Here is a 22,500-nt window from a genome sequence, read left to right on the forward strand (position 1 = left end):
TAGATGCCGCCGACGGCGAAAGCGTTGCCGCCTTGACCAGATTTTTTCCGCGGCGCTTCTACGAGTCGCCCTCGTCGGACCCCTGGGCCGCGAAGTCGCCGCTCACGGACCGCTGGGTGCCGTCGGCCGTCGCGGTCATCGTGTAGCGGTCGTCCTTGGCGTCCCGGCCGCCGCGCTCGTGGTCGTACTGCCCCGCGAACACCCACTCGCCGGCGGCCACCGTACGGCCCTCCTTGAGCACCCAGGTGTAGACGAGGAAGCCGTCCTTCTCGCCGATGGTCTGCGTGAAGTCGTCCTCCGGCAGCGAGCGCCAGGCCCCGGCCGAGGTGACCCCGCCGGTCTGCGCGACCCGCAGCTGCACGGTGAGCGCGGTGAGCGGCTTCGAGGTCTTGAGGGTCAGGTTGCTCTGCGCCCAGAAGTCGTTGCTGTGCGGATCCACCGAGCCGTCCGACCACAGCGGACCGTCCTCGGCGCCGCCCGCCGACGGCAGCACCGTCACGGACGCGGAGGGGCTGGACTGCGGGGCGGCGGGCGCCGAGGTGCGCGGCGCGGCGGACTTCTTGCCGCCACCGCCCGAACTCGGCGTCGGGTCGGGGGACTTCGGCGGACGGCTCGTCGCGTCCGGGGAGTCGATGGGTGTCGGCGAGACCGCGACCGTCTGCTCGGCGGGGGTGTCGCCCTTCACGGCGGAGGCCACCGCGTAGCCGCCGAGCCCCAGCATGCAGGCGACCGCGGCCGTGGCGCTCACCACCCGCACCCAGCCGTAGACCGGCGGACGGGTCGCCCGGTGGTCGTTGCGGGACCGCCCGGTCGGGTCCGCCATGCCGCGCTCGATCCGGGCCAGGATCTGCTCGCGGTTCGGCTCGTGCGCCTCGGCCGCCTGGTGCAGCCGGGCGCGCAGCTCGTCGTGCACGTCCCGCTGCATGGTCATCGGTCCCTTCCCCTGGCGTGACCGGTGCGCGCCATCGCCGCGTGCACCCTGACCGGAGCGTTCTGAGTGCCGAGCAGTTTCTGGAGCTCGGCCATGCCCTTGGAGGTCTGGCTCTTAACCGTACCGACCGACACCCCGAGGGCCAGCGCGGTGTCCTTCTCCGAGAGGTCGAAGGCGTGCCGCAGCACGACACAGGCCCGCTTGCGGAACGGCAGTCTGCGCAGCGCCTCCTGGACGTCGACCACGCCCGCCACGTCCGGGTTCTCGACCTTCTCCTCGCGCTGCGACCAGAACAGGGCGACGCGACGGCGCTCGCGGACCGCGCTGCGGATCCGGGTGCGGGCCAGGTTGGCGACCACCCCGCGCGCGTACGCCGCCGGGTGGTCGGCCGCGCGCACCCGGTCCCAGCGGTGCCACAGCGCGAGCAGCGCGTCCGCCGCCAGGTCGTCGGCGGCGTCCGGCTCACCGGTCAACAGATGGGCGAGCCGGGACAGTTCGGCGTAGTGGCGCTCGAAGAAGGCGTGGAACTCCACGGAGGCGGCGTCGTCGACGACTGTGCCCACGGCTACCTCTCCTCGCGGTGCGTGTCATGTGAATGACATGTGATCGTTCCGGGTGTGCCGGGATGAGATCCGGAAGCGTAGCAGCGATCGCGTACCAGTCTCGTACGGGTCTTCGAGTCTGATTCCGTAACACGGGGAAAACCTGAAACGCGTTCAACACGGGAACAATCCAGCCAGCATCCGCACACCGATCATTCAGGCAACGAGGAGCAGCAGCCATGTCCGTCGACCAGTACTTCAGAATCTCCGAGCGGGGGTCCACCTTCGCCCGGGAGATACGCGGCGGGTTCGCCACGTTCTTCACGATGGCGTACATCCTTGTCCTGAATCCGATCATCCTCGGCAGCGCGAAGGACAAGTTCGGGCACCAGTTGGATGCGGTGCAGCTGACCACCGCGACGGCTCTGGTGGCCTGTGTGATGACGGTCATCATGGGCGTCGGCGGCAATCTGCCGCTGGCGCTCGCGGCCGGCCTCGGCCTCAACGCCGTGGTCGCCTTCCAGATCGCCCCGCTGATGAGCTGGGACGACGCGATGGGCCTGGTGGTCCTCGAGGGCCTGCTGATCTGCGTCCTGGTGGTGACCGGGCTGCGGGAGGCCGTCATGCATGCGATCCCGCAGCCGCTGAAGCAGGCGATCAGCGTCGGTATCGGCCTGTTCATCGCCTTCATCGGCTTCGTCGACGCGGGCTTCGTGAGCCGGATCCCGGACGCCGCGAACACCACCGTGCCGGTCCAGCTCGGCGGCACCGGCGCGCTCACCGGGTGGCCGATCCTGGTGTTCTGTCTCGGCGTGCTGCTGACCATCGGGCTGCTCGCCCGCAAGGTCAAGGGCGCGATCCTGATCAGCATCGTGACCATGACGGTCCTCGCGATGATCATCAACTCCGTCGCCGACGTGAAGGCGTGGGGGCTCACGACCCCGGCCTGGCCCGACAAGATCGTCGACACCCCGGACTTCGGACTGCTCGGTCACTTCAGCCTGTTCGGGGCCTTCGGCGCGCCGGGTGTCGGGGTGATCACCGTCGTGCTGCTGGTCTTCACGCTGATCCTGTCCGACTTCTTCGACACCATGGGCACGGTCGTCGGCATCAGCGCGGAGGCGGGGCTGCTGGACGAGGAGGGCAAGGTCCCCAACCTCGGGCGCGTGCTGCTGATCGACGGGGCGGCGGCGGTCGCCGGCGGCGCGGCTTCGGCCTCGTCCGCCACGTCGTACATCGAGTCGGCGGCCGGTGTCGGCGAGGGCTCGCGCACCGGGTTCTCCAACCTGATCACCGGCGGCATGTTCGGTCTCGCGCTGTTCCTGACCCCGCTGCTCACCATCGTGCCGCTGCAGGCCGCCGCCCCGGCCCTGGTCGCCGTCGGGTTCCTGATGATGACGCAGGTCAAGCACATCGACTGGGACAAGTACGACATCGCGATCCCGGCGTTCCTGACCATCGCGGTGATGCCGTTCACCTACTCGATCACCAACGGCATCGGCGCGGGCTTCCTCGCCTACGTCGTCATCAAGGTGGTGCTCGGCAAGGCGAAGGAGATCCACTGGCTGCTGTGGGCGACCTCGGCGCTGTTCCTGGTGTACTTCGCGATCGACCCGATCGAGCAGGTCCTCGGCGCCAAGTAGGCGGGAGGAACGCTCACTTGAGGGCCGCCTCCATCATGGCCTTGGCCACGGGGGCGGCCAGCCCGCCGCCGCTCACCTCCGAGCGGGCCGCGTTCGACTGCTCGACCAGGACCGCCACGGCTATCTGCTTGCCGTCGGCCTTTCCGTAGGACGTGAACCAGGCGTACGGGACCTGGCTGTTGTTCTCGCCGTGCTGGGCCGTGCCCGTCTTGCCGCCCACCGTGACGCCGTCGATCAGGGCGTTGGTGCCGGTGCCCTTCTCCACCACCGTCTGCATCGCGGACTGGAGCTGCTCGGCGGTGCCGGAGCTGAGGATCTGCGTGGTCGTCGTCTCGTTGTCGTAGTTCTTCAGGACGTCGCCGCCGCTGTCGGTGATCGTCGAGACCATGTGCGGCGAGACCAGCTTGCCGCCGTTGGCTATGGCCGCGGAGACCATGGCCATCTGGAGCGGGGTGGCCGTGACGTCGTACTGGCCGATGCCGGACAGGGCCGTCGAGGACTGGTTCATGTCGGACGGGAAGACGCTGGCGTAGGCCCGCACCGGCACGTCCTGCTCCTGGTCGTTGAAGCCGAACTTCTCGGCCATCGCCTTCACCTTGTCCTGGCCGAGATCGACGGCCATCTTCGCGAAGACGGTGTTGCAGGAGTACTGGAGCGCGACGCGGATCGAGGCGTTCTCGCAGGGGGCCGAGGCACTCTCGTTGTGCAGCTTGGTCACCGTGCCCGGCAGGGTGTACGGGTCCGGGCTGTCGGTCTTCTCGTCCACCGAGGAGTACAGGCCGTCCTCCAGCGCGGCGGCGGCCACCACCAGCTTGAACGTCGAGCCCGGCGGCAGCGGCTGCCGCAGCGCGCGGTTGACCAGCGGCTTGTCGGCGTCGGCGTTGAGCTTCTTCCAGGCCGTGCCCGCGGTGTTGGCGTCGGTCAGCGAGGACGGGTCGTACGACGGGGTCGACACGACCGCCAGGATCTTGCCGGTCGTGGGGTCGATCGCGACGGCCGCGCCCTTCTTGTCGCCCAGGGCGTCGTACCCCGCCTTCTGCACCGCCGGATCGATCGTGGTGACCACGTCCCCCGGCTCGGCGCGCTGGTTGGTGACCGTGTCCATCACGGTCTTCAGCCGGCTGTCCGTGCCGTTGAGCAGGTCGGCGTAGATGCTCTCCAGCTGCGTGGGCGCGTAGGCCTGCGAGGCGTAGCCCGTCACCGCGGCGTACAACTTGCCGTTCGTGTACGTGCGTTTGTACGCGAGGTCGCTGTCCGTCGTCCGCGCCGAGCCGGTGATCGCCTTTCCGGCCACGATGATGTTGCCGAGCGGCTCGGAGTACGTCTCGATCACGTTCCGCCGGTTGTCGCTGTCGTCCGCGAGCGCCTGGCCCTCGTAGAACTGCACCCAGGTCGCCCTGATCAGCAGAGCGAACACCAGCAGCAGCGTGAAGACCGAAACCCGCCTGATCGTCTTGTTCATCCTGCTCGGAAGACGATCAGGCGGGCACGAATCGTTCCCGAACGTCCGCTTTTCTCATCGGCCGTTCATGTAAGGACGGTTTTCTTACGGTGGTCTCAGCTACGGCGGCTCAGGCGTCCAGGGTGAGGACGAACTCGTCGATCTCCGCACCGCGGGCGTTCGCGAACCCCTGGGCCTGCGCGGTCACCCGGAACCCGCACTTCTGAAGGACCCGCAGCGAACCGGCGTTGTCGGCGGCGGCCCGGGCGTACAGCGGGCGCTCCGGCACCTCCGTGACCAGCGCCCGCAGCGCGGCCGTCGCGATGCCGCGCCCCCAGTACGCGCGGTCGATCCAGTACGTGACCTCCCGCTCGCCCGGCTCGCCGTAGACCGCCGCGCTGCCCACCACGTCGCCGTCCGCGAGGACGGTGCGATGGACGGCGTCGGTGGCGCGGATCCGTTTCCAGTGGGCGTCGAAGGCGTCCCGGTCGGCCGGGTCCTTCGGGGTGAACGCGGCCATGCGCAGGGCCTCGGGATCGTTCATCTGCCGGAAGAAGACCGGCAGATCACTGTCGTGAACCTCTCGGAGCGCGATCTGCATACCCCGAGCCTAGGGGCAGGGTCTGTCAGAGCCTACGCGTGGCCAGGGTCAGGCGGTCGCGGGCGTCGAACAGGGCGTCCTTGACCAGTTGTTCGTGGGCCGGGGTCAGGCGGGCGACCGGGACCGAGCAGCTGATCGCGTCCCGCGCGGGGGTGCGGTAGGGGATCGCCACGCCGAAGCAGCGCAGGCCCAGGGTGTTCTCCTCGCGGTCCACGGAGAAGCCCTGCTCGCGGATCTGGTGCAGCTCCTCGATGAGCCTCTCGCGGTCGGTGATCGTGTGCTCGGTGAGTGCCGGCAGGGTCTCCGGGAGCATCTTGCGGACCTGCTCGTCGGAGTACGTGCTCAGCAGCGCCTTGCCGAGGGAGGTGGAGTGCGCGGGCAGCCGGCGGCCGACCCGGGTGAAGGGCCGCAGGTAGTGCTGGGACTGGCGGGTCGCGAGGTAGACGACGTTCGTGCCGTCCAGCCGCGCCAGGTGGATGGTCTCGGTGGTGTCGTCGGAGAGCCGGTCCAGCGTGGGCCGGGCCGCCGCGACCACCTCGTCGCCGTCGATGTACGAGGTGCCGACGAGCAGCGCCCGCACCCCGATGCCGTACCGCGTGCCCGTCGCGTCCGTCTCCACCCAGCCCAGCTCGACGAGCGTGCGCAGCAACATGTAGAGGCTGGACTTGGGGTACCCGACGGCCTCCTGGACCGCCGCGAGGGAGTGCATGCCGGGGCGCCCGGCGAAGTATTCGAGCAGTTCAACCGTCCGTACCGCGGACTTGACCTGCGCCCCGCCGCCCGTCTCGCCTGCCGACATCGCCCTTGACCCCTTCGTTGGACGAGAACCAGAAGATATAGTCTCCGACAGCATATTCACCATCAGAGACAGCGTTCAGTATATCGAACATCCCTGGTGGGTGACCCAGATACACGTGGAGGGACCCGCGGTGGCAGCAGCACCAGTCTGGAGTGTCGACCCCCGAACCGGGAAGCAGCGCGAACAGGTTGCGGTGGAGGCCACAGCCCAGGAGGTGGACGCCGCCGTCCGCGCCGCGTACGACGCGCGCGCCTCCCTCGCCGACCGCACCGTCCGCGCCGCCTTCCTGCGCGCCGCCGCCGACAAGCTGCAGGGCGCCAAAGACCAGCTCGTCGAGGCCGCGGACGCGGAGACCGCGCTCGGCCCGGTCCGCCTCACCGGCGAGCTCGCCCGCACCTGCTACCAGCTGCGGGCCTTCGCCGACATCGTCGACGAGGGCGAGTTCCTCGGCGTGGTGATCAACCACCCCGACGACACCGCGACCCCGCCGATCCCGGACCTGCGCCGCTACAAGGTGCCGCTCGGCGTCGTCGCCGTCTACTCCGCCTCGAACTTCCCCTTCGCCTTCTCCGTCGCCGGCGGCGACACCGCGAGCGCGCTGGCGGCCGGCAACCCGGTCGTCGTCAAGGCCCACCCCGACCACCCGGCGCTGTCCGAGCTGGTCGCGGCGGTGCTGCGCTCGGCAGCCGCCGAGCACGGCATCCCGGCGGGCGTCGTCGGCCTGGTGCACGGCTTCGAGGCCGGCATCGAACTGATCAAGCACCCGCTGATCGCCGCCGCGGGCTTCACCGGCTCCATCAAGGGCGGCCGGGCCCTGTTCGACGCGGCCGCCGCGCGTCCGGTGCCGATCCCGTTCCACGGCGAGCTGGGCTCCCTCAACCCCGTGGTGATCACGGAGGCGGCCGCGGCCGAGCGCGCGGACGCCATCGGCGCGGGCCTCGCGGGCTCCATGACCCTCGGCGTCGGCCAGTTCTGCGTCAAGCCGGGCCTGGTCCTCGTGCCCTCGGGCGCGGCGGGCGACGGTCTGGTGAAGTCCCTCACCGACGCCGTCAGCGACACCGACTCCGGTGTCCTGCTCGACCACCGCATGCGGGACAACTTCATCGCCGGGGTCGCCGAGCGCGCCGAGCTGCCGGACGTCGAGACGCCGGTGACGCCGGGCGCGGGCGGCGAGCACACGGTGAGCGCGGGCTTCCTCACGGTGGCCGCGGAGAAGCTGGCCGCCGAGGGGGCGTACGACCTGCTCCTGGAGGAGTGTTTCGGGCCCGTGACGGTGGTCGCGCGCTACGAGGACGACGACCAGGCGAGGGCCGTGCTGTCCCGGCTGCCGGGGAACCTCACGGCGACGGTCCACCTCTCGACCGAGGAGGCGGCCGGTGAGGGCCGTGGCGCGGAGATCCTCGCGGAGCTGACCCCGCTGGCGGGCCGTGTCCTGGTCAACGGCTGGCCGACCGGTGTGGCGGTGGCCGCGTCCCAGCACCACGGCGGGCCGTACCCGGCTACGACGTCCACGTCCACGTCGGTGGGCGGCACGGCGATCGAGCGCTGGCTGCGCCCGGTCGCCTACCAGAACGCCCCCGAGGCCCTGCTCCCGCCGGAGCTGAAGGACGACAACCCGCTGGGCCTGCCCCGCCGCTTCAACAACAATCTCGAACGCTAGGCACCCGAGGCCCGCGCGCGGAGAGGGAACTGGAAAACTCTGAGGATGGACGTCGAACTTCCCGAACTCCCCTTCCCTCTCCGTACCTACGGCCCCGACGGGCACTGGGCCTACGAGGACGGCATCCTCTCCGGCTGGGCCGGTCCCCGACAGGACCGGTTCGTGCCGCCCACCGGGGAGGCGCTCGACCCGGCCTCCGACGCGCCCCGCCTGCTGGGCGCTCCCGAGGGGGACTTCCAGCTGATAGCCCGCGTGACCGTCGGCTTCAACGGGTCCTTCGATGCGGGGGTGTTGTACGTCCATGTCGGCGAACGGACCTGGGCCAAGCTCTGCTTGGAGAACTCCCCGGACGTGCCCACCGTCTGCACGGTCGTCACCCGGGGCCACTCCGACGACTGCAACTCCTTCACGGTGGACGGCAGTTCCGTCTGGCTCCGCATCAGCCGAACCGGCCGAGCCTTCGCCTTCCACGCCTCCCGCGACGGCAACCACTGGACCTTCGTCCGCCTCTTCACCCTCGGCGACGAAAAGGAAACGGACGCAGCCCTGGTCGGCTTCATGAGCCAGTCCCCGATGGGCGAGGGCTGTGTGGTCACCTACGACCACATCGAATACCGCCCCACCTGGCCGAACGACTTGCGCGACGGAAGCTGAGCCGTGGAACCGGAGCCGACGGCGACGCGTCCTCCGCTGCATGATCGATGACCGAACGGGTGGCGACCTGCTGATCCGGGCCGTCCTGCCCACCGAGGTGGCGGACGCCGTCGCGCTGCACGCGCGGGCCCGGGCGACGTACTACCCGGACGGTGTTCCGGGCGACGGCACCGACTGGGTCGCCGCCTGGCGTGCGGCCGTGGAGCGGCCCGATGGGCGGGTGCTGTGTGCCGTCGAGGCGGGTCGGATCGTCGCGCTCGCCTCCTTCCGCACCCCGGAGGGGGCCCCGGCGGAGACGGTCAAGCTGTTCCAGTTCCACGTAGACCCCGAGCGCTGGCGCTCCGGAATCGGTACGGCCCTGCACGCGGCCTGCGCCGAGCAGTGGCGGGCCGACGGGCGGCGGACGGCCGTCCTGGACGTCCATGTCGACAACCGGCGGGCCCAGGCCTTCTACACCCGGCTGGGATGGGCCGCCGACCCGGCTGGACCCGGAGAGCACCACGTGGGCATGCGGTACTCGGTCGCCGGGGAATGAACGCCGCTGCTTGAACGTTCACCCATCGAGCGGAGGGTGTCTCCGCGCCCGTCCGACCTGGAGAGAGCCGTAGACATGCGCGTCGAGATCTGGAGCGACATCGCCTGCCCCTGGTGCTACGTGGGCAAGGCCCGCTTCGAGAAGGCGCTGGAGGCCTTCCCGCACCGTGACGGCGTCGAGGTGGTGCACCGGTCCTTCGAGCTGGACCCCGGGCGGGCCAAGGACGACGTACAGCCCGTGCTCACCATGCTCAGCAAGAAGTACGGCATGAGCGAGGCCCAGGCCCAGGCCGGCGAGGAGAACCTGGGCGCGCAGGCCGCCGCCGAGGGCCTCGCCTACCGCACCCGCGGCCGCGACCACGGCAACACCTTCGACCTGCACCGCCTCCTCCACCTCGCCAAGGAGCACGGCCGGCAGGACGACCTCGTCCAGATCCTCTACCGCGCCAACTTCGCCGAGGAGCGCTCCCTGTTCACCGAGGGCGACGACCGCCTCGTGGAACTCGCCGTCGAGGCCGGTCTCCCGGAGGGCGAGGTGCGCGCGGTCCTCGCCGACCCCACCGCCTACGCCGACGACGTCCGCGCCGACGAGCGCGAGGCCGCCCAGCTCGGCGCGAACGGCGTCCCCTTCTTCGTCATCGACCGCAAGTACGGCGTCTCCGGCGCCCAGCCCGCCGACGTCTTCACCCAGGCCCTCACCCAGGCCTGGGGCGAGCACTCCCCGCTCAAGCTGATCGACCAGGGCGACACGGGCGCCGAGGCCTGCGGCCCCGACGGCTGCGCCGTACCCCAGCACTGACAAAGCCGCAGGCCGGCGCGGACGTATAAGCGTTCCTTCGCGGAACCACGTAAAAATCCGCAATGGACGGGGAGGTGCCCGGGGCCCACAGTGGTCCCATGGAGACCTTCGAGAGCCTCGTCCGCGCCGAGTTCGCCCCGAAGAACACCTTCCTCAACACCGCGAGCAGCGGCCTGCTCCCGGCCCGCACCGTCACCGCCCTCCAGCAGGCCGCCCTGGTCCGCGCCGAGGGCCGCCCGCTGGACCCGCTGTTCGAGGATGTGGAGGAGTCCCGCGCGCTCTTCGCCCGGCTCGCCGGCGTCCCGGTCGCCCGGGTCGCCGCCGGCTCCGCGGTGTCCACCTACTCCGGCCTGGTCGCCGCCTCCCTGCCCGCGGGCGCCGAAGTCCTCACCGCCCACGACGACTTCGCCTCCGTGGTGAACCCCTTCCACGCCCGTGGCGACCTCAAGGTCCGCGCCGTGCCGCTGGAGCGGCTCGCCGACTCCGTCCGCCCCGGCACCGCCCTCGTCGTGGTCAGCGCCGCCCAGTCCGCCGACGGCCGGATCGCCGACCTGCGGGCCGTCACGGAGGCCGCGCGAGCCCACGGCGCCCGCACCTACGTCGACTTCTCGCAGGCCGCCGGCTGGCTCCCGGTGGACGCCGAGTCGTACGACTACACCGTCTCCACCACCTTCAAGTGGCTGCTCGCCCCGCACGGCGCGGCCTTCCTCGTCGTGCCGGCGGACTTCGGCGACCTGGTCCCGATCCTTGCCGGTTGGGTCGCGGGCGAGGTCCCCTGGGACAGCTGCTACGGCCCGATCGCCGAACTGGCCCACTCCGCCCGGCGGTTCGACATCAGCCCCGGCCTCTTCGCCTACACCGGGACCCGTCACTCCCTCGCCCTCCTGACGGAGTTGGGCCTGGACGCCGTACGTGCACACGACCTGGCCCTGGCCGACCGGTTCCGCACCGGACTCGCCGCCCTCGGCCGTGAACCGCTGCCCGCGCCCGCCTCGCCGATCGTCTCTGTGCCCGGACTGGGGCGCAGGCAAAGGGAGTTGAGCGCGGCCGGGATCGAGGTCTCCGACCGCGCCGGCAACCTGCGCGCCTCCTTCCATCTGTACAACACGGCCGAGGATGTCGACCGCCTCCTGACGGCACTGTCTTCCTGAACCACTGGCGCGAGACCGCCGGGGACGCTAGGAAAGGCACCAAGGGGTGGTGGTGCCGTGGAGTCCACGGGCGGGACGACGTCCGTACAGCAGCCGGCCGACGCGGAGCTGCAGCGCAGACTGGTGTACGGGGACGAGTCCGCGCTGGCCGAGGCGTACACGGCGTACGGCTCACTGGTGCGGGCCGTCGCCGTGCGGGTGACCCGCAGCCGGGCCGCCGCCGAGGACGTGGCGCAGGAGGTCTTCGCCCAGCTGTGGAGCAGGCCGTACGCCTTCGACGCGGGCCGCGGCAGCCTGCGCACCTGGCTGTCGGTGCTCGCCCACCGGCGGGCCGTCGACTGGGTGCGCAGCGAGGCCCGGCACCGCAAGGACGCCCGCGCCGACGACCTCACCCTGCACGCCATCCCGGACGCCTCGCCCGGCCCCGCCGAGGCGCTCGTCGACCGCGAGCGCTCCCTCCTGCTGCACACCGCTCTCGCCGAACTCCCGCCGCAGCAGCGGGAGGTGGTGCACCTCGCGTACTTCGCGGGCCGCACCTACCGGCAGGCCGCGGTAGAACTCGGCATCCCCGAGGGCACCGCGAAGACCAGACTGCGCACCGCGCTGCGCGCCTTGGCGGAGACTTTGGCCGACCCACCCGACCCGGCATGGGAAAAGGGCGCATGATGGCCACAGGGGACCACAGGGAAGGGGGCGAGCGGTGACCGACCACGACGACGTACGCGACCTGCTGGCCGCCTGGGTCTTCGGCGCCCTGGAACCGGCCGAGGAGCGGGCGGTCCCGCGCCACTTCGCCGCCTGCGAGAGCTGCGCCGCGGAGGCGGCGAGGCTCCGGGAGACGGTACGGCTGCTGGACGGACCGCCACCGGTACCGGACCCGGTGGGCTCCAACGGCACCGGCGCGCCCGACGCCGTTCTCTCCCGCGCCCTGCGCTCCCGCCCCGCACCGCCCCGCGTGGCCGCGCACGCCACGCCCTACGCGGCCGCCGTCACCGGGCTCCGCGCACTGCTGCGGGAGGCCGAGGGGCGCTGGACCACCCCGGTCGTCCACGACTGGGACGTGCACGCCACCGTCGCCCACCTCCTCGCCGCCGACGAGCACCTCGCCGTACGGCTCGGCGTCGAGGCCCGGGTACCGGCCTCGGCGATCGCGGAGGGCACCGACTGGGGGGCGGCCTGGGACCGCCGTACCGCGGACGTGATCGCCCACGAGTACGGCCGTACGCCCGAGGAGACCCTCGCGGCCTGGTCCGCGCAGGCCGACGACCTGCTCGCCACCCCGCACGCCCGGGATGCCGAACTCGCCGCCGGGACCACGCTGTCGATGGGCGTCCGGCTCCCCGTCACCGACCACTTCCTGGCCCGCGGCTTCGAGGCGTGGATCCACACCGACGACATCGGCCGCGCCCTCGGCATCGCGGTCCCGCCGCCGCCCGCACCGCAGTTGTGGCAGCTGGTCCGGCTCGCCGTCCGGATCCTGGGCGCCTCGCTCGGCACCGGGGCACCGCCGGTGCTGTTCGCCGTGGACGGCGGCGAGGAGTGGGTGCTGGGCTCCCAGGACGACCCCGTACGGGCCGAACTCACCCTGGATCCCGTGGACTTCTGTCTCCTCGTCGGCGGGCGGTACGCGCCCGAGGAGGTGCCGCGCCGGGCCACCGGCGACGAGGAGGCCGTGGCGAACGTGCTGGAGACGGCCGCGCGACTGTCCTGGCTGTGAACGACGCCGTGAACGACCTTCCGATGGGAGCCTGTTGACCACCGCGTTCGACCCGATCGACCTCGCCGGAACCCTCCTCCCCAACCGTGTCGCCATGGCGCCCATGACCCGCAGCCGTGCCACGGACGACGGTCTGCCGACCGCCCTCACCGCCGAGTACTACGCCCAGCGCGCCTCGGCCGGGCTGATCGTCACCGAGGGCATCCAGCCGTCGGTCGTCGGCCAGGGATACCCCAACACCCCAGGGCTGCACAGCGATGAGCAGGTGGCCGCCTGGCGCGGGGTGACCGACGCCGTGCACAGCGCCGGGGGCCGGATCTTCGCGCAGCTCATGCACACCGGCCGGATCGGGCATCCGGTGCTGCTGCCCGAGGGGATGGTCAACGTGGGGGCCTCGCCGGTCGCCGCGCGCGGGCAGGTCTTCACCGGCGCGGGCATGAAGGACTTCGTCGTGCCCCACGAACTGACGGCCGCCGAACTCCGGGCGACCGTGGGGGACTTCGTCAGCGCCGCCCGGAACGCCATAAGAGCCGGCTTCGACGGGGTCGAACTCCACGGCGCCAACGGGTACTTGATCCACCAGTTCCTGGCGCCCGGCTCCAACCACCGCTCCGACGCCTACGGCGGCTCGGTCGAGAACCGGATCCGGCTGGCCGTGGAGACCGCCGAGGCCGTCACCGCCGCGATCGGCGCCGAACGCACCGGCTACCGCCTCTCGCCCGGCAACCCCCTGGGCGACATCCACGAACCCGACCCGGAGCCGACGTACACCGCGCTGGTAGCCGCGCTGGAGCCGCTGGGCCTGGCGTATCTGCACGTCATGGAGGCGTCGTCGGAGATCCGCGAGCTGACCCTCGCGCTGCGCAAACGGTTCGGCGGGGTCTTCGTGCTGTGCCCGGCCTCAGAGGGGCCGACCGGGCCGGACGCCCTCGCCCTGGTCGAGGAGGGCGTCACGGATCTCGTCGCCTACGGCCGGCTGTTCCTGGCCAACCCCGACCTGCCGAGGCGACTGCGACAAGGCGGACCCTTCAACGCCCCCGACCGCAGGACGTTCTACGGCGGGGGCGCGAAGGGCTACACGGACTACCCGAGGCTCAACGGACGGGCGTGAAGTCCCGGGCGCCGATGAACTCCGGTCGGCGGACCGGGGCGGCGAACGGCTCCACCGCCTGGTTCTCCACGCTGTTGAACACGATGAACACGTTGCTGCGCGGGAACGGGGTGATGTTGTCCCCGGAGCCGTGCATGCAGTTGCAGTCGAACCAGGTCGCCGAACCGGCCTTGCCCGTGAACAACTTGATGCCGTACTGCGAGGCCATCTCGGTGAGCGCCTCGTCCGACGGGGTGCCCGCGTCCTGCATCTGGAGGGACTTCTTGTAGTTGTCCTTCGGGGTGGCCCCCGCGCACCCGAGGAAGGTGCGGTGCGACCCCGGCATGATCATGAGGCCGCCGTTGGTGTCGTGGTTCTCGGTCAGCGCGATCGAGACGGACACCGTCCGCATGTTCGGCAGACCGTCCTCGGCGTGCCAGGTCTCGAAGTCGGAGTGCCAGTAGAAGCCGCTCGCCCCGAAACCGGGCTTGACGTTGATCCGCGACTGGTGGACGTAGACGTCCGAGCCGAGGATCTGCCGGGCCCGTCCGACGACCCGCTCGTCGCGCACCAGCTTCGCGAACACCTCGCTGATCCGGTGCACTTCGAAGACGGACCGGATCTCCTTGGACTGCGGCTCGATGATCGAGCGCTCGTCCGCGCGGATCTCCGGATCGGTGACCAGTCGCTCCAACTCGCCCTGGTAGACGGCGACTTCGTCGGGCGCGATCAGCTGGTCGACGGCCAGGAAGCCGTCCCGCTCGAACGCCTGGAGGTCGCCGGTCGGGATCGGGCCCGGTGTGTCAGGGGAGCCCCAGACGACGGGGTCCTTGCGGGGGGTCGACACCTCGGTGGTGCCTCGACTGGGGTACAGGTCGGTGATGGTGGTGCTCATGGTCAGCCCTCCTCCGTCAGCAGGGGATAGACGCCGTTCTCGTCGTGGTCCTCCCGTCCGGTCACGGGCGGATTGAAGACGCAGATGCAGCGGAAGTCCTCCTTGATCCGCATGGTGTGCCGCTCGTGCCCGTCGAGGAGGTACATGGTCCCGGGCGTGATCGTGTACTTCCGCCCGGTCTCGTCGTCGGTGAGTTCGGCCTCGCCCTCCACGCACACGACGGCCTCGATGTGGTTCGCGTACCACATCGACGTCTCCGTACCCGCGTACAGAATCGTCTCGTGCACGGAGAAGCCGACCCGCTCCTTGGCGAGCACGATGCGTTTGCTCTCCCAAGTCCCGGACGCGGCCTTCACATGCCGGTCGGTGCCTTCGATGTCCTTGAACGAACGGACGATCACGGTGTTGCGATGCCTCCTAGATCAGGCGGTTTCTCGTACGGAACGGGCGAGGACGCTCAGTCCCTCGTCCAGCTCCTCGGGGGTGATCGTGAGCGCCGGAAGCAGCTTCACGACCTCGCTCTCGGGGCCCGACGTCTCGATGAGCAGGCCGAGTTCGAAGGCGCGGTGCGCCACCCGCCCCGCGCGCTCCTTGTCGTGGAACTCCAGGCCCCACACCAGCCCGCGGCCGCGGTACTCCTTGATGTCGGCGAGGTTCTCCTCGCAGATCGCGATGAGCCCCTGCTCGATCTGCTCGCCCCGCTTGCGGGTCTGCTTCTCCATCGCGGACCCGTCCGCCCAGTACTGCTCCAGGGTGGCGGTGGCCGTGACGAAGGCGGGGTTGTTGCCGCGGAAGGTGCCGTTGTGCTCGCCCGGCTCCCAGATGTCCAGCTCCGGCTTGAACAGGCACAGGGACATGGGAAGGCCGTAGCCGCTGATGGACTTGGAGACGGTGACGATGTCCGGGGTGATGCCCGCCTCCTCGAAGGAGAAGAAGGCGCCGGTACGGCCGCAGCCCATCTGGATGTCGTCGACGATGAGCAGCATGTCCTGCCGCTCGCACAGCTCGGCGAGCGCGCGCAGCCACTCCGGGCGGGCGACGTTGATGCCGCCCTCGCCCTGCACGGTCTCCACGATGACGGCGGCCGGCTTGTTGAGGCCGGAGCCCTGGTCCTCCAGCAGCCGTTCGAACCAGAGGAAGTCCTCGACCGTGCCGTCGAAGTAGTTGTCGAACGGCATGGGCGTGCCGTGCACCAGCGGGATGCCGGCGCCGGCCCGCTTGAAGGCGTTGCCGGTGACGGCGAGCGAGCCGAGCGACATGCCGTGGAAGGCGTTGGTGAACGACACGATGGCCTCGCGCCCCTTCACCTTCCGGGCCAGCTTGAGCGCGGACTCGACCGCGTTGGTGCCGGTCGGCCCCGGGAACATGACCTTGTACGGCAGGTCGCGCGGCTGTAGGACCAGGTTCTGGAAGGTCTGGAGGAAGGCGCGCTTCGCGGTGGTCGACATGTCGAGCCCGTGCGTGACGCCGTCCCGCTCCAGGTAGTCGATCAACGCCCGTTTCAGGACGGGGTTGTTGTGCCCGTAGTTCAGCGACCCGGCTCCGGCGAAGAAGTCGAGGTACTCGTGGCCGTCCTCGTCGTACATGCGGCTGCCCTGCGCGCGGTCGAAGACGGTGGGCCAGCCGCGGCAGTAGCTGCGCACCTCGGACTCGATGGTCTCGAAGACACTGAGGTCGGGCTGGGTGATGGTCACGACGAATCGCTCCTCGGATGCGTGGGGGGTCAGGCGGAGGGGGTGGGGGAGAGGGGACCGATGCGGTAGAGGACCTCGGGGTCGTGCGGCCCGTCGGGGAACAGGCTCGTGTCGAACAGCACCTCGCGCTCCAGGGCGATGCCACGGCGTTCGGCGAACGACGTGAACAGCCGTTCGGAGGCGGTGTTGCCCGGTGTGATCGTGGTCTCGACGCGGGTCAGCCCGCGCTCGGCGGCGAGCCGGGCGGTGAGGCCGTCCAGGAGGGCGGCGGCGAGGCCGCGTCCCCGGTACGCCGAGTCCACGGCCACCTGCCAGACCAGCAGGGTGTCGGGGCGGTCCGGGCGGACGTACCCGGTGACGAAACCGACCGGCTCGCCGTGCTCGTCCCTCGCGACGGCGGACGTGCTCGCGAAGTCCCGGCACCACAGCAGATAGCTGTAGGACGAGTTCAGGTCGAGCACCTCGGAGTCCCTGGCGATTCGCCACAGCGCGGCTCCGTCGGCCACCGTCGGGCGGTCGATTTGCAGGTCTGCTTGTGCGGCAGTCATGCGAATTGAATTTACCGAGGGAAATTGAAAATTGCATCGCCGGGTGGGGTTACGCGCGGCGGCGATGTGTGTTATCACGAGAGCGCTGTCCGAAATCTACCGGATTACAGCGTGCATAACGGGCAAATGGGCCGCCATGTGTAACGCGTCACAGCCGTGTAACCCGCACGGAATCTACTCGAATTCCTTGCGTTTACCTCGGAGGAAACCGGGCAGAAGAATACGGGCAGCTGCCCTCTAATTAATTCGGGAATTCCCCGGGAATTAGGCTCCGTTTACTGTTGCGAGCGCGGCGCCCAGTGCCGTGAGGCTCGCCCGGACCGCGTCCTCGGTCGCATCCGGACCGTAGTGGTTGACCCGGATCATCTCCTTCGCGAGGGTGCCGCCGCCCGCGGCCAAGGGAGCCGTGGGGTCCAGCTCCAGCGCCCTGGTCACCAGATCGGACGCGTTCACGTCCGCCGGGGTGCGCAGGGTCGTCGCGACCGGCGCCGCCTCGCGGTCCTCGTGCACATACGGCTCCAGGCCCCCGCCCAGTGCCCGCACACCCGCCCGGGTCGCCTCGGCCGCGGCCCGGTGGCGGGCCATCACCGCGTCCAGGCCGTCCGCCTCGATCCGGTCGAGGCACGCCTCCAGCGCCAGCATCTCCAGCTGGGCGGGCGCGTGGAGCAGCGCCTTGCGGCCGCCGTCGATCCAGCGCTCCTTCCAGTCGAGGAGGGAGAGGTACGACCGGCGCGGCGCCCGCGGGTTCGCCGCCATCCGCGCCCACGCCCGCTCGCTCACCGACACCGCCGAGACCCCGGCCGGCCCGCCCATCGCCTTCTGCGCCCCGATCACGCACAGGTCGACACCCCACGCGTCCGGCAGCACCGGCTCGGCGCCCACGGAGGCCACCGCGTCCAGGTAGAAGAGGGCACCCCGCCGCCGTACGACTTCTCCGATCTCCGCGACCGGGTTGGTGTTGCCGGTCGCGGCCTCCGCGTGGACCAGCGAGACGAAGTCGATCTCCGGGTGCTCGGCGAAGGCGCTTTCGATCTGCTCGGCCGTCGCCGCCGTGTGGAACGGCACCGCCAGGTCGATCACCGTCGCCCCGCAGTCGCGCAGCCAGTTCCCGAAGGTCTGCCCGTAGGGGCCGGTGACGACGTTCAGCGCGGTCGTCCCCGGACCGGCGGTCCCGCGGATCGCCCCCTCCAGCGGCAGCAGCGCCTCGCCCTGCATGATCACGACGTCCTGCCGGGTGTCCAGCAGACGGGCGACCCGGTCCTCGATCTCGGCGAAGCGGGCGGCGCTCAGCGGGGCCAGGTCCAGGAGCGGGTGTGTCACGGCGGTGCCTTTTTCTCGGATGGGGTAGAGGTGACGAGAGTAACCGGCGCCCCCACTCGACCGGCGACCACATCGTTCCCCCACCGGAGGTCCTCGTGCACACCGTCCCCGGCCGCAGAGCCCACATCCCGGCCCGTCTTCTGGCCGTCACCGCCGGACTTCTCCTGGCAGCGGCCTGTACCTCCACCGACGACGGCGGCAGCGGTACGAAGACCGCCGCGGGCGGGGTCGAACTGGTCAAGGCCGGACAGCTCACCACCTGCACCCATCTGCCGTACCCGCCCTTCCAGTCGGAGATCGACGGCAAGGTCCAGGGCTTCGACGTCTCCCTCATCGACCTGGTCGCCAAGGATCTCGGGGTGAAGCAGGAGATCCTCGACACCCCCTTCGAGAACTTCAAGACCGGCGCCTTCCTCAACTCCGGCGAGTGCGACCTGGCCGCGGCCGGTATGACCATCACCGCCGAGCGCAAGAAGAACGTCGACTTCTCGGACCCGTACTTCGACGCCACCCAGGCCCTCCTCGTCGACAAGGGCAGCGGCATCACCTCGCTCGCCGACGCCAAGGCCAAGAAGGTGAAGCTCGGCGCCCAGGCGCAGACCACCGGCGAGGACTACGTCAAGAGCCAGGGCTTCGACCCGGTCTCCTTCGAGTCCTCCGACGCGGTCCTGAACGGGCTGCGCTCCGGCCAGGTCAAGGCCGTCGTCATCGACTACCCGGTCGTCCAGGGCTGGCTGAAGACCAAGGCCAACGCGGACGCCTTCCAGGTCGCCGACAACATCAACACCGGTGAGCAGTACGGCTTCACGGTCAAGAAGGGCAACACCAAGCTGCTGGCCGCGATCAACAAGGCGCTCTCGGAGGCGAAGGCGGACGGCACGTACAAGAAGCTCTACGAGAAGTGGATCGGCCCGTACGACGAGTCGGCGACCTCATGAGTGACGCCGGCGTACAACTCCAGCCCCGCAGAAAGGGGCTGAGCCGCCGTCAGAAGCGGAGTCTGTCCCGCGGCGCCCAGTACGTCGTCTTCGTCGCCGCCGTGATCGCCTTCGCGGTCTCGGCGGACTGGGGGCGGCTGAAGAACCAGTTCGCGCAACGGGACATCGCCCGGCAGATGTTCCCGGACGTCATCACACTGGCGCTGAAGAACACCGTGCTCTACACGCTGTCCGGCTTCGTGGTCGGGCTCGTCCTCGGCATGGTCATCGCGCTGATGCGGCTGTCGTCGGTGGGCCCGTACCGCTGGTTCGCCGGCGTGTACATCGAGATCTTCCGCGGGCTGCCCGCCCTGCTGATCTTCATCTTCATCGGCGTCGCGGTCCCGCTGGCCTTCCCCGGCACCGAGATCGTCGGCGGGACGTACGGCAAGGTCGCCCTCGCGCTCGGCCTGGTGGCGGCCGCGTACATGGCCGAGACGATCCGCGCGGGCATCCAGGCGGTGCCCAAGGGGCAGCTGGAGGCGGCCCGTTCGCTCGGCTTCTCGCCCGCCCGGGCCATGGTCTCGATCATCATCCCGCAGGCCTTCCGGATCATCCTCCCGCCGCTCACCAACGAGTTGGTCCTGCTCTTCAAGGACTCCTCGCTGGTGCTGTTCCTCGGCGTCACGCTGGAGGAGCGCGAACTGTCCAAGTACGGCCGCGATTTGGCCAGTACGACCGCCAACTCCACGCCGATCCTGGTCGCCGGGTTGTGCTACCTGCTGATCACGATCCCGCTCGGCTTCGTCGTGCGCCGTATGGAGGCGAAGGCCCAGGAGGCCGTGAAATGACTCGGGCCGAGATTGAAGTCCGCGATCTGCACAAGTCGTTCGGCTCGAACGAGGTCCTGCGCGGGATCGACCTGGAGATCGGTCAGGGCGAGGTCGTGTGCGTCATCGGCCCGTCCGGATCCGGGAAGTCGACGCTGCTGCGGTGCGTGAACCTGCTGGAAGAACCCACCAAGGGCCAAGTCTTCGTGGGCGGCACCGAGTTGACGGATCCCGACGTCGACATCGATGCCGTACGCCGTCGTATCGGCATGGTCTTCCAGCAGTTCAACCTCTTCCCGCACCTCACCGTCACGGAGAACCTCACGCTGCCGCAGCGCAGGGTGCTCAAGCGGGGCAGGGCGGAGGCGGCGAAGGTGGCGGCCGAGAACCTGGAGCGGGTCGGCCTCGCCGAGAAGGCGGACGCCTACCCGGCCTCCCTCTCCGGCGGGCAGCAGCAACGGGTCGCCATCGCACGGTCGTTGTCGATGGGCCCCGAGGTGATGCTCTTCGACGAGCCGACCTCCGCGCTCGACCCCGAGCTGGTCGGGGACGTCCTCGCGGTGATGCGGATGCTCGCGCGCGAGGGCATGACGATGATGGTCGTCACCCACGAGATGACGTTCGCCCGCGAGGTCGCCGACCGGGTGGTCTTCATGGACGGCGGGGTGATCGTCGAGGACGGCAGCCCGGCGCGGGTGATCGGGAGCCCGTCGCGCGAGCGCACGCGTCACTTTCTGTCCCGGTTGCTGGACCCGGCGATGGCCGACGTGGAGGAGCCGCCTGGCGCTTAGGAAAAGGTACATACGAGCCTCTGTCGGTCACAGTGCCAGAACCCTCATCATTCGGTTCATGACGACTACCACACTGCCGCTGTTGCCCGAGGACTGGGAGCGCTGCCTCGCCGTGGCCGCGCACCCCGACGACATCGAGTACGGCACGGCCTCCGCCGTGGCCCGCTGGACCACCCAGGGCAAGCGGGTCACGTACCTGCTGGTCACCCGCGGCGAGGCGGGCATCGACGGACTGCACCCCGACGAGGCGGCGCCCCTGCGCGAGGCCGAGGAACGCGCCGGGGCCCGTGAAGTCGGCGTGGACACCGTCGAGTTCCTCGACCACCGCGACGGCGTCGTCGAGTACGGGCCCGCCCTGCGCCGCGACATCGTGCGGGCGATCCGCCGGCACCGGCCCGAGGTGCTGGTGACCGGCGCGTACACCGTCCGCATGGTCGCGGGCGTGGTGAACCAGGCCGACCACCGCGTCGTCGGACTCGCCGCGCTCGACGCGGCCCGGGACGCGGGCAACCGGTGGATCTTCCCCGAACTCGCCGACGAGGGCCTCGAACCCTGGGGCGGGATCCGCTTCGTGGCCGTGGCAGGCACCGACCGCCCCACCCACGGTGTGGATGTGACGGGCGAACCCCTGGAGCGGGGCATCGCCTCCCTGACCGCGCACGCCGAGTACACCAAGGGCCTCGGCGCCGGTGCCTTCGAGCCCCGCCCCTTCCTCACCTGGGCGGCCCGTCAGGGCGGCCCCGCGCTCGGCGTCGAGGCGGCGGTCCTCTTCGACGTCCACATGCTGGCCTTCGAGGGACCACCGCCCTGGGTGGAGTGACCGCGGGCTGACTAGGGTGCGGTCCATGAGCGATCGCGCGGTGCTGCACGTGAAGGGCCGGGTCCTGGTCGGACCCGAGGACGTCCGGGACGAGGTGTGGGTGATCGACGGACGGATCTCCTACGACCGTCCCGGCGCCGCCCGTGACATCCGTACGGTGGAGGGCTGGGCGTTGCCCGGTCTCGTCGACGCCCACTGCCATGTGGGCCTCGGCCCGGACGGCCCGGTCGACCAGGACGTCGCCGAGAAGCAGGCGCTGGCCGACCGGGAGGCGGGCACGCTGCTGATCCGCGACGCGGGGTCGCCGTCGGACACGCGGTGGGTGGACGACCGCGAGGACCTCCCGAAGATCATCCGTGCGGGCCGGCACATCGCCCGGACCCGCCGCTACATCAGGAACTTCGCCTGGGAGATCGAGCCGGAGGACCTCGTCGCGTACGTCGCGCGGGAGGCGCGGCGCGGGGACGGCTGGGTGAAGCTGGTGGGGGACTGGATCGACCGCGAGGTGGGCGACCTGGCGCCCAGCTGGCCGCGGCCCGCGGTCGAGGCGGCCATCGCGGAGGCGCACCGCCTGGGTGCCCGGGTCACCGCGCACTGCTTCGCCGAGAACTCCCTCCGGGACCTGGTGGAGGCGGGCATCGACTGCATCGAACACGCGACGGGCCTGACGGACGACCTGATCCCCCTGTTCGCCTCGCACGGCGTCGCGATCGTCCCGACCCTCGTCAACATCGCGACGTTCCCGAAGCTGGCCGACGGCGGCGAGTCGCGGTTCCCCCGCTGGTCGTCCCACATGCGCCGCCTGCACGAACGCCGCTACGACACGGTCCGCAACGCCTACGACGCCGGCATCCCGGTCTACGTCGGCACCGACGCGGGCGGCACGCTACCCCACGGCCTGGTCGCGGCGGAGGTGGCGGAACTGGTCACGGCGGGCATCCCACCCCTGGACGCCCTGGCGGCGACGACCTGGTCGGCCCGCACCTGGCTGGGCCGCCCGGGCCTGGAGGAGGGCGAGATCGCGGACCTGGTCCTGTACGAACGGGACCCCCGCACGGACGTACGCGTGCTGGGGGCCCCGCTGAGGGTGGTGCTGAACGGGCGGGTCGTCGGCTGACGCCCG

24 protein-coding genes are annotated in these 22,500 nt (G+C 70.5%); 14 read left to right on the plus strand and 10 right to left on the minus strand.

All coding sequences use genetic code 11. The features are described from left to right. Positions 1–58 precede the first annotated feature (58 nt). Positions 59–931 carry a hypothetical protein gene (locus ABZ896_RS09115; RefSeq protein ID WP_360924303.1) on the minus strand — a complete coding sequence of 291 codons (873 nt, stop codon included), beginning with the start codon at positions 929–931 and terminating at the stop codon, positions 59–61. After that, a complete protein-coding gene (locus ABZ896_RS09120) occupies positions 928–1,494 on the minus strand; it encodes a SigE family RNA polymerase sigma factor (RefSeq protein WP_360924306.1) in 567 nt (188 codons plus the stop codon). Before ABZ896_RS09120 ends, ABZ896_RS09115 begins: the two co-directional genes overlap by 4 nt. A gap of 218 nt (positions 1,495–1,712) precedes the next feature. Here ABZ896_RS09120 and ABZ896_RS09125 point away from each other — a divergent pair, with 218 nt between their 5' ends. Then, positions 1,713–3,116, plus strand: a complete 1,404-nt coding sequence (locus tag ABZ896_RS09125) for an NCS2 family permease (protein WP_360924309.1) — start codon at positions 1,713–1,715, stop codon at positions 3,114–3,116. Between the two features lie 13 nt (positions 3,117–3,129). Here ABZ896_RS09125 and ABZ896_RS09130 read toward each other — a convergent pair whose 3' ends face one another. The 3 genes from ABZ896_RS09130 to ABZ896_RS09140 form a co-directional block, all read right to left on the minus strand. Continuing rightward, entirely contained in the window at positions 3,130–4,578 is a 1,449-nt protein-coding gene (locus tag ABZ896_RS09130; RefSeq protein ID WP_360924312.1) for a penicillin-binding transpeptidase domain-containing protein, read from the minus strand. Positions 4,579–4,687: 109 nt separating this feature from the next. Beyond that, positions 4,688–5,158 (minus strand): GNAT family N-acetyltransferase, encoded by a 471-nt coding sequence (locus ABZ896_RS09135; protein ID WP_360924316.1) that lies wholly within the window; start codon positions 5,156–5,158, stop codon positions 4,688–4,690. Positions 5,159–5,183: 25 nt separating this feature from the next. Then, entirely contained in the window at positions 5,184–5,957 is a 774-nt protein-coding gene (locus tag ABZ896_RS09140) for an IclR family transcriptional regulator (protein WP_360924319.1), read from the minus strand. A 130-nt stretch (positions 5,958–6,087) separates the two neighbouring features. On the opposite strand from ABZ896_RS09140, the gene ABZ896_RS09145 reads away from it, so the two are divergent. The 8 genes from ABZ896_RS09145 to ABZ896_RS09180 all read left to right on the plus strand — a co-directional run bounded on the left by ABZ896_RS09145 (position 6,088) and on the right by ABZ896_RS09180 (position 13,583). Next, positions 6,088–7,617, plus strand: coding sequence for an aldehyde dehydrogenase (NADP(+)) (locus ABZ896_RS09145; RefSeq protein ID WP_360924322.1), 1,530 nt, complete (start codon positions 6,088–6,090; stop codon positions 7,615–7,617). A gap of 45 nt (positions 7,618–7,662) precedes the next feature. Then, on the plus strand, positions 7,663–8,271 hold the full coding sequence (locus ABZ896_RS09150) for a DUF1349 domain-containing protein (protein ID WP_360924325.1): 609 nt from the start codon (positions 7,663–7,665) through the stop codon (positions 8,269–8,271). A gap of 40 nt (positions 8,272–8,311) precedes the next feature. Next, positions 8,312–8,806, plus strand: a complete 495-nt coding sequence (locus tag ABZ896_RS09155) for a GNAT family N-acetyltransferase (protein ID WP_360924328.1) — start codon at positions 8,312–8,314, stop codon at positions 8,804–8,806. 75 nt (positions 8,807–8,881) lie between these two features. After that, positions 8,882–9,604 carry a DsbA family oxidoreductase gene (locus tag ABZ896_RS09160; protein ID WP_360924331.1) on the plus strand — a complete coding sequence of 241 codons (723 nt, stop codon included), beginning with the start codon at positions 8,882–8,884 and terminating at the stop codon, positions 9,602–9,604. Between the two features lie 98 nt (positions 9,605–9,702). Then, complete coding sequence (locus ABZ896_RS09165; protein ID WP_360924334.1) at positions 9,703–10,755, plus strand: aminotransferase class V-fold PLP-dependent enzyme; 1,053 nt, start codon at positions 9,703–9,705, stop codon at positions 10,753–10,755. A 57-nt stretch (positions 10,756–10,812) separates the two neighbouring features. Continuing rightward, positions 10,813–11,421: a sigma-70 family RNA polymerase sigma factor gene (locus tag ABZ896_RS09170; RefSeq protein ID WP_360924337.1), complete on the plus strand. Its 609-nt coding sequence runs from the start codon at positions 10,813–10,815 to the stop codon at positions 11,419–11,421. Between the two features lie 34 nt (positions 11,422–11,455). Beyond that, on the plus strand, positions 11,456–12,472 hold the full coding sequence (locus ABZ896_RS09175; protein ID WP_360924340.1) for a maleylpyruvate isomerase family mycothiol-dependent enzyme: 1,017 nt from the start codon (positions 11,456–11,458) through the stop codon (positions 12,470–12,472). A 34-nt stretch (positions 12,473–12,506) separates the two neighbouring features. Beyond that, positions 12,507–13,583 carry an alkene reductase gene (locus tag ABZ896_RS09180; protein WP_360924343.1) on the plus strand — a complete coding sequence of 359 codons (1,077 nt, stop codon included), beginning with the start codon at positions 12,507–12,509 and terminating at the stop codon, positions 13,581–13,583. On the opposite strand, the gene thpD is transcribed toward ABZ896_RS09180, so the two are convergent. The 5 genes from thpD to ABZ896_RS09205 all read right to left on the minus strand — a co-directional run bounded on the left by thpD (position 13,567) and on the right by ABZ896_RS09205 (position 18,019). Beyond that, positions 13,567–14,457 carry an ectoine hydroxylase gene (gene thpD, locus ABZ896_RS09185; RefSeq protein WP_360924346.1) on the minus strand — a complete coding sequence of 297 codons (891 nt, stop codon included), beginning with the start codon at positions 14,455–14,457 and terminating at the stop codon, positions 13,567–13,569. The genes ABZ896_RS09180 and thpD overlap by 17 nt on opposite strands. A gap of 2 nt (positions 14,458–14,459) precedes the next feature. Further along, a complete protein-coding gene (locus ABZ896_RS09190; protein ID WP_360924349.1) occupies positions 14,460–14,858 on the minus strand; it encodes an ectoine synthase in 399 nt (132 codons plus the stop codon). A gap of 21 nt (positions 14,859–14,879) precedes the next feature. Further along, positions 14,880–16,151 carry a diaminobutyrate--2-oxoglutarate transaminase gene (ectB, locus tag ABZ896_RS09195; RefSeq protein ID WP_360924352.1) on the minus strand — a complete coding sequence of 424 codons (1,272 nt, stop codon included), beginning with the start codon at positions 16,149–16,151 and terminating at the stop codon, positions 14,880–14,882. 29 nt (positions 16,152–16,180) lie between these two features. Next, on the minus strand, positions 16,181–16,699 hold the full coding sequence (gene ectA / locus ABZ896_RS09200) for a diaminobutyrate acetyltransferase (protein ID WP_360924355.1): 519 nt from the start codon (positions 16,697–16,699) through the stop codon (positions 16,181–16,183). Between the two features lie 264 nt (positions 16,700–16,963). Further along, positions 16,964–18,019 (minus strand): aminotransferase class V-fold PLP-dependent enzyme, encoded by a 1,056-nt coding sequence (locus ABZ896_RS09205; protein WP_360924358.1) that lies wholly within the window; start codon positions 18,017–18,019, stop codon positions 16,964–16,966. Between the two features lie 95 nt (positions 18,020–18,114). Here ABZ896_RS09205 and ABZ896_RS09210 point away from each other — a divergent pair, with 95 nt between their 5' ends. Genes ABZ896_RS09210 through ABZ896_RS09230 form a run of 5 tightly spaced genes read left to right on the plus strand, consistent with a single transcriptional unit; the run spans position 18,115 to position 22,494 of the window. Next, on the plus strand, positions 18,115–18,957 hold the full coding sequence (locus ABZ896_RS09210) for a transporter substrate-binding domain-containing protein (protein WP_360924361.1): 843 nt from the start codon (positions 18,115–18,117) through the stop codon (positions 18,955–18,957). Further along, positions 18,954–19,787, plus strand: coding sequence for an amino acid ABC transporter permease (locus tag ABZ896_RS09215; protein ID WP_360924364.1), 834 nt, complete (start codon positions 18,954–18,956; stop codon positions 19,785–19,787). Before ABZ896_RS09210 ends, ABZ896_RS09215 begins: the two co-directional genes overlap by 4 nt. Then, on the plus strand, positions 19,784–20,557 hold the full coding sequence (locus ABZ896_RS09220) for an amino acid ABC transporter ATP-binding protein (RefSeq protein WP_360924367.1): 774 nt from the start codon (positions 19,784–19,786) through the stop codon (positions 20,555–20,557). Before ABZ896_RS09215 ends, ABZ896_RS09220 begins: the two co-directional genes overlap by 4 nt. Positions 20,558–20,615: 58 nt before the next feature. Then, on the plus strand, positions 20,616–21,377 hold the full coding sequence (locus tag ABZ896_RS09225) for a PIG-L deacetylase family protein (RefSeq protein ID WP_360924370.1): 762 nt from the start codon (positions 20,616–20,618) through the stop codon (positions 21,375–21,377). A 25-nt stretch (positions 21,378–21,402) separates the two neighbouring features. Beyond that, complete coding sequence (locus tag ABZ896_RS09230) at positions 21,403–22,494, plus strand: amidohydrolase family protein (RefSeq protein ID WP_360924372.1); 1,092 nt, start codon at positions 21,403–21,405, stop codon at positions 22,492–22,494. Positions 22,495–22,500: the final 6 nt, after the last annotated feature.

This window comes from Streptomyces sp. NPDC047072, from assembly GCF_040643855.1.
Lineage (GTDB): Bacteria > Actinomycetota > Actinomycetes > Streptomycetales > Streptomycetaceae > Streptomyces.